10 protein-coding genes are annotated in these 11673 nt (G+C 69.1%); 2 read left to right on the forward strand and 8 right to left on the reverse strand.

Features of this window, described 5'->3' with window-relative positions; genetic code table 11:
- The first annotated feature begins 172 nt into the window (after positions 1-172).
- A complete protein-coding gene (locus K7G19_RS03025; protein WP_226105703.1) occupies positions 173-841 on the forward strand; it encodes a GntR family transcriptional regulator in 669 nt (222 codons plus the stop codon).
- A gap of 36 nt (positions 842-877) precedes the next feature.
- On the opposite strand, the gene K7G19_RS03030 is transcribed toward K7G19_RS03025, so the two are convergent.
- From K7G19_RS03030 to K7G19_RS03060, 7 genes are all read right to left on the reverse strand, one after another.
- Complete coding sequence (locus K7G19_RS03030) at positions 878-3331, reverse strand: TonB-dependent receptor (protein ID WP_226105705.1); 2454 nt, start codon at positions 3329-3331, stop codon at positions 878-880.
- Positions 3332-3584: 253 nt separating this feature from the next.
- Positions 3585-4571, reverse strand: a complete 987-nt coding sequence (locus tag K7G19_RS03035) for a FecR domain-containing protein (RefSeq protein WP_226105706.1) — start codon at positions 4569-4571, stop codon at positions 3585-3587.
- Positions 4568-5068 carry a sigma-70 family RNA polymerase sigma factor gene (locus tag K7G19_RS03040; RefSeq protein ID WP_149315922.1) on the reverse strand — a complete coding sequence of 167 codons (501 nt, stop codon included), beginning with the start codon at positions 5066-5068 and terminating at the stop codon, positions 4568-4570. Before K7G19_RS03040 ends, K7G19_RS03035 begins: the two co-directional genes overlap by 4 nt.
- A gap of 85 nt (positions 5069-5153) precedes the next feature.
- Positions 5154-6290: a VWA domain-containing protein gene (locus K7G19_RS03045; RefSeq protein ID WP_226106294.1), complete on the reverse strand. Its 1137-nt coding sequence runs from the start codon at positions 6288-6290 to the stop codon at positions 5154-5156.
- The gene (locus K7G19_RS03050; protein WP_226105708.1) at positions 6287-7399 is read right to left on the reverse strand and encodes a DUF58 domain-containing protein; all 1113 of its coding nucleotides are present in this window, start codon (positions 7397-7399) and stop codon (positions 6287-6289) included. The genes K7G19_RS03045 and K7G19_RS03050 overlap by 4 nt, the downstream gene beginning before the upstream one ends.
- Positions 7377-8390 carry a MoxR family ATPase gene (locus K7G19_RS03055; RefSeq protein WP_149315924.1) on the reverse strand — a complete coding sequence of 338 codons (1014 nt, stop codon included), beginning with the start codon at positions 8388-8390 and terminating at the stop codon, positions 7377-7379. Before K7G19_RS03055 ends, K7G19_RS03050 begins: the two co-directional genes overlap by 23 nt.
- Positions 8391-8427: 37 nt before the next feature.
- Positions 8428-9366 carry a S1C family serine protease gene (locus tag K7G19_RS03060; protein WP_370639470.1) on the reverse strand — a complete coding sequence of 313 codons (939 nt, stop codon included), beginning with the start codon at positions 9364-9366 and terminating at the stop codon, positions 8428-8430.
- A 69-nt stretch (positions 9367-9435) separates the two neighbouring features.
- On the opposite strand from K7G19_RS03060, the gene K7G19_RS03065 reads away from it, so the two are divergent.
- Positions 9436-10515, forward strand: coding sequence for a VWA domain-containing protein (locus K7G19_RS03065; RefSeq protein WP_226105712.1), 1080 nt, complete (start codon positions 9436-9438; stop codon positions 10513-10515).
- 183 nt (positions 10516-10698) lie between these two features.
- Here K7G19_RS03065 and K7G19_RS03070 read toward each other — a convergent pair whose 3' ends face one another.
- Positions 10699-11670 carry an SOS response-associated peptidase family protein gene (locus tag K7G19_RS03070; RefSeq protein WP_226105714.1) on the reverse strand — a complete coding sequence of 324 codons (972 nt, stop codon included), beginning with the start codon at positions 11668-11670 and terminating at the stop codon, positions 10699-10701.
- Positions 11671-11673: the final 3 nt, after the last annotated feature.

Here is an 11673-nt window from a genome sequence, read left to right on the forward strand (position 1 = left end):
TCATTCGTTCGGATCGATTCTGGTATACACCTAGGCCTGCATGGCCGAGCCAAGTCGCACCAATCTGGCGCAAGTTGTTGAACAAAGCTGGGGTAACATCCCGCGATACGGGACACAGCTGATATCGGGCCGACCGATGCCGGGCCGAAGTCCCGTTCCCCTTGCAGCCGACATGACAACCAGTTCCGACGTAAGAAACCTGGCCGAACGGGTCACCGAACAGATCCGCCAGCGCATCCTGCATGGCGACTTCGCGCCCGGGCAGCGCCTGTCCGAAGCCGCGCTCAGCGAAAGCCTGCAGATCTCGCGCAATACGCTGCGCGAGACCTTCCGCGTGCTGACCAAGGAGGGTCTGCTCAAGCACGAGCCCAACCGCGGCGTGGCGGTGGCCATTCCGAGCATCGCGGCGATCATCGACATCTACCGGGTCCGCCGCCTGATCGAATGCCAGGCGATCGCGCAGGCCTACCCCAGCCATCCGGCGAGAAAGCACATGCGGCAGGCGGTGGAAGCGGGATTGCGTTGCCGCGACAGCGGCAATTGGCAGGGCGCGGGCACCGCCAACATGGAGTTCCACATGGCGATCGTGGAACTGGCCGACAGCGAGCGGCTGAACGTGATGTTCTCCCACCTGCTGGCGGAACTGCGGCTGGCGTTCGGCATGCTGCAGGACCCCGAATTCCTGCACGGGCCCTATGTCGAGATGAACCAGCACATCCTCCAGCTGTTCGAGTCGGGCAAGCTGGCCGAGTGTGCCGCGGCGCTGAACGACTATCTGGTGCAGTCCGAGCGCATCGTGCTGTCGGCCTGCGCCCGGCACCCGGTCTTCAAGGGGCGCTGAGCGCGGGCCAGCGAAGGTGCCGCCGCGGCGGCAGCCTCAGAAATCAACCGTCGTCGAGACCAGGAAGGTGCGGGGCGTGGCGAGCGTCAGGCCATTGGCCGAGGCGGAGGCCCAATAGGACTTGTCGAACAGGTTTTCCACCGCGGCGCGCACGGTCACGCGCTTGCCGGCTGCCTTCAGCGTATAGCGGGCGCCGATGTCGGTCCGCGTCCAGGCCGGTATCCGCTGCCGGTTCGCGGCGTCGAGATACTGCGACGTCGAGCGCAGTACGCGCGCCGACAGCGTCAGCCCCGCCAGGAAGGGCGTGTCCCACTCCACGCCCGCGTTCAGGTTGTAGCGCGGCGTGCCCGGGGCGACGTTGCCGTTGTTGGCCGGTTCCGCCGTTTCCCTGAGCCGGCCGTTCAGATACATCGCGCCGGCCAGCACCCGCACGCCCTGCACCGGTTCGCCGAACACATTCCACTCCAGGCCGGTATTGCGTTGCTTCCCGGCGACCGAAAAGACATTGGTGGCCGGGTCTGTCAAGCCGGTGGGCTGCTCGATGCGGAACGCACTGAGCGTGGTCGCAATGCTGCCGAAATCCACCTTGACGCCCGCCTCCAGTTGCCTGGACTTGATCGGCGCAAACATCTGTTCGGCATTGGCCGCGGTACTGGGCGCCGTGGGCCCCTGGCTCAGGCCCTCGATGTAGTTGCCGTAGATCGAGACCTGCTTCCAGGGCCGGACCACCAGCGCCACCGCCGGCGTGACGGCACGTTCGTCATAGTGGCTGGTGACCTGCCCGGTGGCGTCGAACGAATCGGACTGGACGCGCTGCAGGCGCGCGCCCAGCGTCAGCTGGACCCGTTCGTCCAGCGCGGAAATCGTGTCGGCCAGCGCCAGGCTGGAAAGCTCGGTCTCTTCCGCCTTGGGTACATCCGAACTCAGGCCCGCGAAGGACGGCCGCGGCGCCACGACCGGGTTGTACAGGTTCGAGCGGATCGTGCCGAAGTTCTGCCGCAGATTGCCGGCCTCGAGATGAAACACCGAGGCGCTCGCGTTCAGCTGGTGGCGCAGCGGTCCGGTGGCGAAGCGCGCGCGGGCACCGATCTCGCTGGTGTACGCGTCTTCCTCGCGCAGGAAACGGAACGGCGCGCTGGCAAAGTTGCCGGCGGCGTCGCGCGCGGCGACCGCCATGCGCAGGAACTCGTAGCGCCCGCGGCGGGCACCGAAGGCGCCATACACCTCGAGGTCGTCGCTCACGTCGTACTCGCCGCGCAGCGCCACGTAGCTGTCGCGCGTGTCGGCGAAGGTCCAGGGCTGGGCATAGTTGCGGTGAATGCGCGAGGCATCGGGCAGCGGCACGCCCGCCGCCGCGGTCACCCGCTCCTGCGGCGCGTCGCCATTCTGCTGCTGATAGCCGAAATCGGCCGACAGGCGCAGCCGCGTGCCACGGTAGTCCAGCCCGAGCGTTGCCAGGCTGCGCTCCAGCGACTGCGGATCGACCGAGGTGTCGCCGTTCTTGTACGCGGCGTTGAAGCGCACGCCGAACTCCTGCCGCTCGCCAAAGCGGCGCGCCACGTCGGCATGTCCGCCGAAGGTCGAGTCCGATGCGTAGCCCAGCGTGAACTGATTCACCGCCTCTGCCGGCGCGCGCTTGGACACCACGTTGATGGCCCCGCCCACCGCGCCGCTGGGGGCCATGCCGTTGAGCAAGGCGCTCGGTCCCTTCAGGATCTCGATGCGCTCGGCCGCTTCCACCGCCACCGCATAGGTGGGCAGCACGCCATAGAGGCCGTTGAGCGCGATGTCGCTGTTCAGCACCGGGAAGCCGCGGATCGAGAACTGGTCGAAGCGCCCGGCGCGCGGGTTCACGTTGCGCACCGAGGCATCGTTGTTGACGACATCGGCGATGCTGCTGGCCTGCTGCGCCTGGATCAGCTCCTGCGTGTACGCCGTCAGGCTGAACGGCGTGTCCATGATGTCGCGATTACCCAGCAGGCCCAGGCCGCCGCCGGTCGCGACCTGGCCGCCCGGGTAAGCGGGCGCAACGCGCTCCGCCGTGGCGGAGGCGGTGACCGTGACGGGCTGGAGCTCGACCTCCGCCGCCGGCGCTGCCTGGCGCCGGCGCAGCGTGTACGCCCCGCTGCCGGTCGCGGCCAGCTCGAGGCCCGTTCCCTGCAGCAGCCGCGCGAAACCCGCCTGGACGTCATAGGTGCCGTTCAGGCCTTCGCTGCGCAGCCCCGCCACCAGCCCCGACGGGAACGACAGCGGGACGCCGGCCTCGATGGAGAAGCGCGCCAGCGTATCGCCAAGCGGTCCGGGCGGAATCGCGTAGCTGCGCGCGGAAGACGCGCCGCCCGGGGCAGCGGCCTGGGCCAGCGCGGCGTCCGGCACGGCCAGCGTGGCGCACAGGCTCAATGCGGTGCCGGACAGGGCACGGGACAGCGCCCGCGTCAGCACGCTTTGCTTGGGAGAAAACCGGGAATTGCAGGGGATTGCCACGAACATGTTCCTTTCCGACACCAGTGACCAGTCGACGATCGGACCGGTGCCCGCTGGGGCGGGACCGGCCTACAACAGGTACACCGGGCGAGAGGAAAAAAGGGGCCACGTGCAGCGAGCGCAAGGGGGGGCCGGGAACGCATGAAGCGGGCTGGCGGCGCATGAGCCGTGCCCGCGGCGCATGAGCCGTGCCTGCGGCGCATGAGCCGGGCTGGCGGCGCATGAAGGCTGGCCGGCTGGCTCGCCCCGGGCCTATGTACTATCGCGAGGCGCCGGCGTCGCCGGGCTCGAGCATGACCCAGTAGCGGGTCCGCCGGCGCACCCGGATGCCCAGCGTCTCGGCCAGCAGGTCCAGGCTGCGGTCCGTGTCCCGCAAGGGGAAGGCCCCGGTCACGCGCAGGTCGGCGATGGCCGGATCGCAGCGCACGATGCCGGGGCGATAGCGCGCCAGTTCCTCGGCCAGCGCCTCCAGCCGCAGATTGCGCGCGGCCAGCATGCCGTGCGCCCACGCCGCACCCAGGCCGTCGAGCGCGGCGCCGGATGCCGTCTCCCCGGCGCCGAAGCGCAGCCATTGCCCGCTGTCCACCCGCAGCGGCGCGCCGTCGCGGCGCAGCCGAACCTCCACCGCTCCGTGATAGACCTCCAGCTGGCTGGCGTCGGACTGCCGGCGAACGACGAAGCGCGTCCCGAGCGCGCGCAGCACGCCGTCCGGCGTCTCGACGACGAAGGGCCGGGGCACGGCGGCCGGGTCCGGCTCGGTGTCGATCAGGATGCGGCCCGCCCGCAGCTTGATCAGGCGCGTGCTGTCGGAATAGGACACGTCGATCGCGCTGTCCGTGTCCAGCGTGACCCGCGTGCCATCGGCCAGCCGTACCTCGCGGGTTTCGCCGACTGCCGTACGGATGCCGGCGGTCATCGCCTCCCACGGGGCGAAGCGCCAGGCCAGGCATGCAGCCGGGGCGCCCACCAGCATCAGGGCGAGCTTGCGGGTGGCCCGGCGCCGCTGTTCACGCGCGAGTCCCGCCACCGCCGTGCGCCGCAACGCGGCCGGCACGCTGTCGAACGTGCCGAGCACCTGCTGCGCCTGGTGCCAGGCCCGGGCATGCGCGGGACTGCGCGCGCACCAGGCGTGCAGTTCGGCCAGTTGCGCGGCGTCGTGCGGATCCGACTGAATGCGTACCATCCAGTCGGCCGCCTCGGCCAGGATGCTGGCGGGCACCGTCCCCGCCCCACGGTCGCGGCTCATATCGCCGACAGGCAGGCGAGAAAGGCGTCGCGCATCTGCCGCTTCACGGTTCGCAGCGAGATGCCTTGCCGCGCCGCGATCTCCGCGTAGGTCAGGCCGTCCAGCTGCGACAACAGGAAGATCTCGCGCGCTCGCACGGGCATGGCGCACAGCATCGCGTCGATCCGGTGCAGGGCCTCGAGCACCAGTGCCCGCGTCTCGGGCGAAGGCGCCAGCGCTTCAGGCAGCTGGGCGAGGCTGTCCAGGTAGGCCTTCTCCACCGCGCGTCGACGGTAGAGATCGACCACCAGCCCCTTGGCCACGTGGGTCAGAAAGGCACGCGGCTCGGACAGATGGTCGAGTGCGCGTGGGCCGGCATAGACCCGGAGGAAGGTGTCGTGCGCCACATCGGCCGCCTCGCAGTCGTTGCCGAGGCGCTTGCGCAGCCAGCCATGGAGCCAGCCGTGATGATCGCAATAGAGTGCGTGCAGTGTCGTGCTTCGGCTCGGAGCGGGCATGGGCGGAACAGGATGGGAACGGCCAGAAAACCGCGCAGATGATAATACATCTCATTTCCCGGCAGACGATTTCTTGCGCCCTGCCCTACATCACCCGTCCGAACCACCACAGCGACAGCAGCGCCGCACCCGCCGCCAGCACCGCGCCAAGCGCGGCGAACAGTGCGGTGATTTCCGCCTGCTCGGTCTTGCCTAGCGTCAGCTTGGCGTTGATCGCGCGATACACCTGCTTGAGCCTGGCGGCGTCCTCCAGCCGGAAGTATTCGGCGCCGGTGGTATTGGCCACTTCCTTCAGCACGGCCTCGTCGAGCTTGACGCGCGCCGACCAGCCGTCCGCCGACAGCACGACGCCCTGGGGCGTGCCCACGCCGACGGTATAGACGCGCACCCCATAGGAGGCCGCCAGTTCGGCCGCCTGCACCGCGGTCGGACCGGCGTTGCTTTCGCCGTCGGAGAACACGACGATCGCGCCGGCGGCATAGGAGCCCGGGGCGGCGGCGCCCTCTTGGTCGGCAGAGTTTTGTCCTCCTCCCTGGCCCGCGCCCGGGCTCGCTCCCTGCCCCAATCCCGCGGCGCCGAACAGGTTGCCGAGCGCGCCGCGTTTCTTCAGCGGCGAGGCATCGCCATCCATCAGGCGTCCGGCGTCCTCGGTCGCTTCCGGCCGCAACGCCGTCAGCGCGATCAGCAGGCCGTTGCCCAGCGCGGTGCCGCCCTGTGGCTGCAGGCGGTCGATGGCCGTGGCCACGTCCTGCTTCGTGCGGCTCGGCGCCTGCGCGACGGCCGATGTTCCCGCCATCGCGACCAGGCCGACGCTGACGCCCGCGGGCTTCGCCTCGAGCAGCCCCTTGGCGGCCTGTTGCGCGGCGCGCAGCCGGTTCGGTTGCACGTCCTTCGCGCGCATGCTGCCGGACAGGTCGATGACCAGCATCACGGTCTCGATGCGCGAGGGCAGCACCAGCAGCGCATGCGGCCGCGAGATCGCGACGATCAATGCGGTCAACGCGAGCAGGATCAGCACCGGGGACACATGCCGGCGCCAGCCTGCGACGCCGCGGTTGGCGAAGCCGACGGTCTTCAGGGCGGGATAGTGAACCGCCGCGCGCCGGCGCCGTGCGTCCAGCCACAGGTAGGCGAGAGCCAGCACGGGGACCAGCGCCAGCAGCCACAGCATCCTGGGCCACAGGAAGCTGATGGCGGGCAGCCGGGTGATCGCCTCGCTCACGCCGTCCATGCGGCCCCCTTCTTCGCTTCCTTGCTTGCCCCTGCATTCGCGCCCGCAATTGCGCCCGCATTGCCCCCCGCGCTGGGGCCCGCGTTGCCGGCTTTCGGCGCCGTGCCCTTTGCCGTGCCCTTCGCCGTGCCTTGCCGATGACGACGCTGCCGCGAGAACTCCAGCAGGGCCAGGTCCAGCCGGGCATCGGTCGACAGCGTCAGGCAATCCACGCCGGCCCGGGCAAAGCCCAGCCGCAGTTCTTCCTCGCGCACCTGCGCGGCCGCCACGAAGCGCTTGCGAAAGGCCGGATCGTGCGTGTCGACGAACATCTGCTCGCCGGTCTCGGCGTCCTGCAGCACCAGCAAACCCAGATCGGGTAGCGCCTGCTCCAGGGGATCGACCAGCCGCACGGCGACCACCTCATGACGCCTGGCCAGCATCGCGAGCGAGGCCTGCCAGCCTGGGTCGCTGATAAAGTCCGACACCACGAACACCACCGATCGCCGCCTGGCGACCGCCCGTGCATGGTCGAGCAGGCCGCGCAACCGAGTGTGGCCCGGCGAGGCGGCCGGCGTGGCGTGCATGCGGTCGAGCAGGTGCAGCAATTGCCGGCGCCCGGCACGCGCGGGCACCACCGACGCGGTCATGTCGGCCGCCCCGTTGTAGAGCACGGCGCCGACGCGGTTGCCATAGCGCGTCAGCAGCAGCGCCATCACGGTGGTGAAATCGCTCAGCAGGTCGCGCTTGCGGACCTCGCCCGAGCCGAACTCGACGGAGCCGCTCAGGTCGAGCAGGAACCAGGCCGCGATCTCCCGATCCTCCTGGAACATCCGCACATACGGCGTCTGCAGCCGGGCGGTCACGTTCCAGTCGATGTGCCGGACGTCGTCGCCGGCCTGGTATTCGCGCAGGTCGGCCAGGTCCAGCCCGAAGCCGCGAAACAGCGTGCGGTAGTCGCCCTGCAGCATGCCGTCGAGGCGGCGCACCACGGTCCATTCCATGCGGCGCAGCAAGGCATCGGTGCGGCCGGCGCCGACACCGCGCGGCGCGCCGGGCGCGGCCTTGTCCGAAGCGGCGTCCGGGCCGGACCGGCGCCTACCGCGCAGCCGCCCGAACATGGGATTCCAGCGGACGTTCGGGAACCGGCATGGCCTGCACGATGCGGCCGATCAAGGCATCTGGGGTGATGCCGTCGGACATCGCCTCGTAGGACAGCGACAGCCGATGGCGCAACACGTCGGGCACCAGATCGATCACGTCTTCCGGCACCGCATAGTGGCGGCCGCGCAGCAGCGCCAGCGCGCGCGCGCCTTCGATCAGGCCGATGGTGGCGCGCGGACTGGCGCCGAAGGTCACGTAACGGTCCAGATCGTCGAGCCCGTAGCTGGCCGGCCGGCGCGTGGCCGAGACCACGCGCACCGCGTACTGGATCAGGCCGGGATCGACGTACACCGCGCGGCATTCCTCCTGCAGCGCGGTCAGCTGCTCGGGCGTGGCGATCGGGCTCACGTCGATCCGCGGACCGGTGACGCGGTTGACGATCACGACCTCTTCGTCCTCGCTCGGATAACCCACCAGCACCTTCATCATGAAGCGGTCGACCTGCGCCTCCGGCAGCGGATAGGTGCCTTCGGTCTCGATCGGGTTCTGCGTGGCCATGACCAGGAAGGGCATCGGCACCCGATGGGTTTCGCCAGCGATGGTGACCTGCTTTTCCTGCATCACCTCGAGCAACGCGCTCTGCACCTTGGCCGGCGCGCGGTTGATCTCGTCGGCCAGCAGCAGATTGGCGAAGACCGGCCCGCGCACCGTGGAAAACTCGCCGGTCCCCTGGTGGTACATGCGCGTGCCGACCAGGTCGGCCGGCAGCAGGTCCGGCGTGAACTGGATGCGCTTGAAGGTCCCGCGCATCGTTCTGGCCAGCGTATTGACGGTCAGCGTCTTGGCCAGCCCCGGCACGCCTTCCACCAGCAGATGCCCGCCGGCAAGGATCGCCACCAGCACCCGCTCGAGAAAATGGTCCTGGCCTACGACCACGCGTTTGACCTCGTACAGCAGGCGCTCCATCAGGTTGGCGGTTTCGATGGCGTCCCGGGCTTGGTCGTTCATGGGCCTCTCGCTGTGGTGTGGAATTCTGTAGGGAAGGCTAGAAGGGCGAAGCGCCGACGGAGCCGCCCGCGCTTTCGATGGTGATGGCAAACCCGATGCCAAGGAAATTGCCGCTCTGGTTGGGATTGAGGATGGCGGTGACGATTCCCACCACCTCGCCCTTCATGTTGACCAGCGGCCCGCCCGAGTTGCCCGGATTGGCGGCGGCATCGAACTGGATCAGCTTGTCCAGCTGCTGCTTCTCGTCGGGGGACACGAACTGCCGGTCGAGCCCGGACACCACGCCGGCCGTCACCGACGGGCCGATGCCGAACGGAAAGCCGACCGCGACCACCTCGCTGCCCGGCGCCAGTTCGCGGCTGGAACCGAGCGTCGCGGGCGGGAGGTCGTCGGGAATCGATCTGGGCTGCAGGATGGCGAGGTCCTTCTCCGGCACGGCCTGCAGCACGGTGGCCTCGGCGGTATGCCCGTCGTGGAAGCGGACCTCGACGCGGCGGGCGCCGGCGACGACGTGGTAGTTGGTCAGGATCACGCCGCTCTCGGTGACGACCACGCCGGTGCCAATGTGCCGGCCGTCGGGCAAGGCGTCGGGCGCGACCTTGTCGCTGGGGGCCTTGTCGCCGGGGGCCTTGCCCTTTGCGGTCTCGTCGCGCGGCGTGCGTTTGGAAGGGGCGGAGGATTCGGGCGGCCTGGCGGGGCGATCGCGTCCGGCCTTGTCGGCGCGCGGCTTCTCCGCGGCGGTATCGGCGGCCGGATAGCTGCGGACCTCGACCACCGACTGGCGGATCGCCTCGGCGGCGCGGGCGGCGCGCGAAGGCAGGTCCTTGTTGTTCAGCGTGTGGAGCACGGCCGAATCGATGTCCGACTGCGTCAAGACGCGCTGTTTCGGCTGCAACAGCCAGGCGGAGCCGATGCCGGCGGCGAAGACGAGTGCGATCGCCGCCAAGGCTGTTCCGTAGATCGTCACCCGTTTCATCGCCGCCCCGAGTTCACGCGTCGGAAACTACAGTACCATCGATCTTAACCACGCGCCAAGGAGCAGGGCATGCAGTTTCTCTGGCCTCAAATGCTCTGGCTGCTGCTCGTGCTTCCCGTGCTGGCAGCGGCTTACTTCTACGTGCTCGCCCGGCGCAGGAAGGCCGCTCTGCTCTACGCCAGCCTCACCCTGCCGCGCGCGGCGCTCGGTCCCCGGCAATGGCTCCGGCGCCACCTCCCTCCCCTGCTCTTCTGGCTGTCGCTCGGCACCGCGCTGCTCGCCTGCGCGCGGCCCAGTGCGACGATCACGCTGCCGGCCGACACCATCACGCTGGTGCTTGCGATGGACGTCTCGCGCAGCATGGAAGCGACCGATGTCGCCCCGACCCGCCTCGCCGCCGCACAGCAGGCCGCCATGAATCTCGTCATCGGGCTGCCGGCCAAGGTGCGGCTCGGCATCGTGTCGTTCGCCGGGACCGCGTCGGTGGTGCTCAGTCCAACCGACAACCGGCAGGACATGCTCGAGGCGATCGAGCGCTTCCAGCTTCAGCGAGGCACCGCGACGGGCAGTGGCCTGATCGAAGCGCTGGCGGTCCTGTTCCCGAACGATGGCATCGACCTGGAGGCGGTGCTGTTCGGCGACGCTTCGGAGCCGCCGGAGAATCAGGGCAGGCCGCTGGACGAATCGGCCGCGGCCGACGCTCTCCGCCAGAAACGCGCCAGACGCGAGGAACGGCCTGCGGCCGAACCCGGCTCCTATCGGCACGGCGCCGTGATCCTGCTCAGCGACGGCCGCCGCACCACCGGCCCCGACCCCGTCATCGCCGCCCGCATGGCCGCCGAACGAGGCGTGCGCGTCTATACCGTCGGCTTTGGCTCCCGCGACAGCACGACGGCCGGCGGTTCGGGTTCCGTCATGTCTTACTACATGCAGCTCGATGAACCCGCGTTGCGCGCGGTCGCCAAGATCACCGGCGGCGAATATTTCCACGCGGGCTCGGAAGCCGATCTCAGCCAGGTCTATCGCCAGTTGAACACGCGCTTCGCGCTGGAGCGCCGGGATACCGAGGTCGGCGCGTTGTTCGCGGCGGTGGCGGTGCTGCTGCTGATGGCGGCGAGCGGGCTGTCGATCCTCTGGTTCCGGCGCTGAGGTTTGGCGATGTAGAGGAAACGGTAAGTCGCGGCGCTCCCAGTAGATGAATTGGCAAGAACCGGCGCGCTCAGTAGATGAATTGGTAAAGCGCGACCTCCCGAGTGGATGAATAAGCAAGTTCAGTAGAAGGATTGGTAAGCCGTCATTGGTAAGCCATCGCCGCCTCCCGCTGCGCCCCCGCTAAGCCGCCAACCGATATTCGAAGAACGGCCGCTCCCGGTCGTCCAGGATCGCGTGCAGCGCGGCCAGATCGCCGGGGTCGGGATTGAGCCAGGCGTCCACGTGCTCTGGCTTGATCGGAATGACGCAACGGTCATGGCCGGCCGCGGCGACTTCCGGGGGCGGCTCGTCGGTGATCGCGGCAAACGAATACAGATCCGGCTCGCCGGCCTCGCCTTTGTGATGCGACCAGAGGCAGGCGATCAATAGATCCTGCGGCGGCTCCGGACGGAACTCGAGGACAACGCTCTGCTCCTTTTCGTCCGGGCCGAGCTCGCGGCGCTCCAGCCGGTGCCGGGCCACGTGTTCATGAAAGGCGCGGATCGGCAGGATGCCGTGGCGATAGCCAAACAGCTGGCGCCACGCCGTCTCGAGATTGTCGCGGCGCGCGTTGTAGGTGCCGGGCTTCTTTCTTTCCATGGCGACGTCCCAGCCGGGCAGCCGGCAGCGGTAGCGCATCGGCACGATCACGCGCTGGCCGTCCATCATGATCATCACGGGCGCGTAATAACCCGGGAAGATCATCGCGTCCTCCGGCACCGGCACCGCACGCTGCAGGTCGGCCAGGTTCTGCTGCAGGCGGGCGATCTTGTTGGCGGCGATGCGCTGCTCGTTCTCGGCCTTGCGGGTGGGCCGGCCGGCAAGCGCGCGCTCCGCTTGCGCAAGGCGGGTCTTCTGGCGAAACAGCTCGGCCTCCAGCGCATTGGCCTGTTCGCGGTCGCCCGCGGCGATCAGCGCCGCGAGCTCGCGCTCCTCGTCGGAGCCGGAACCGGCCTGCGCGAAGGCCATGCGCATCGCCTTGGGCAGCTTTTGCCATTCCTGGTCCTTGCGCTTCTGCCAGAACAATTCGAAGAACTGGCGAAGGCTCATCACCGCGCCGTATTCGCGCGTGAATTTCCTGAAGTCGGCCTTGATCTGCGCGGCGTAGCACATCGG

The organism is Cupriavidus sp. DB3 (assembly GCF_020418465.1).
GTDB lineage: Bacteria > Pseudomonadota > Gammaproteobacteria > Burkholderiales > Burkholderiaceae > Cupriavidus > Cupriavidus cauae.

What these genes read in the sequence shown, in the direction of transcription:
- K7G19_RS03070 (WP_226105714.1), bottom strand. Translation starts at nt 11,670, where the DNA reads ATGTGCTACGCCGCGCAGATCAAGGCCGACTTCAGGAAATTCACGCGC.
- K7G19_RS03040 (WP_149315922.1), bottom strand. Translation starts at nt 5,068, where the DNA reads ATGCCCGCTCCGAGCCGAAGCACGACACTGCACGCACTCTATTGCGAT.
- K7G19_RS03050 (WP_226105708.1), bottom strand. Translation starts at nt 7,399, where the DNA reads ATGTTCGGGCGGCTGCGCGGTAGGCGCCGGTCCGGCCCGGACGCCGCT.
- K7G19_RS03055 (WP_149315924.1), bottom strand. Translation starts at nt 8,390, where the DNA reads ATGAACGACCAAGCCCGGGACGCCATCGAAACCGCCAACCTGATGGAG.
- K7G19_RS03035 (WP_226105706.1), bottom strand. Translation starts at nt 4,571, where the DNA reads ATGAGCCGCGACCGTGGGGCGGGGACGGTGCCCGCCAGCATCCTGGCC.
- K7G19_RS03025 (WP_226105703.1), top strand. Translation starts at nt 173, where the DNA reads ATGACAACCAGTTCCGACGTAAGAAACCTGGCCGAACGGGTCACCGAA.
- K7G19_RS03030 (WP_226105705.1), bottom strand. Translation starts at nt 3,331, where the DNA reads ATGTTCGTGGCAATCCCCTGCAATTCCCGGTTTTCTCCCAAGCAAAGC.
- K7G19_RS03060 (WP_370639470.1), bottom strand. Translation starts at nt 9,366, where the DNA reads ATGAAACGGGTGACGATCTACGGAACAGCCTTGGCGGCGATCGCACTC.
- K7G19_RS03065 (WP_226105712.1), top strand. Translation starts at nt 9,436, where the DNA reads ATGCAGTTTCTCTGGCCTCAAATGCTCTGGCTGCTGCTCGTGCTTCCC.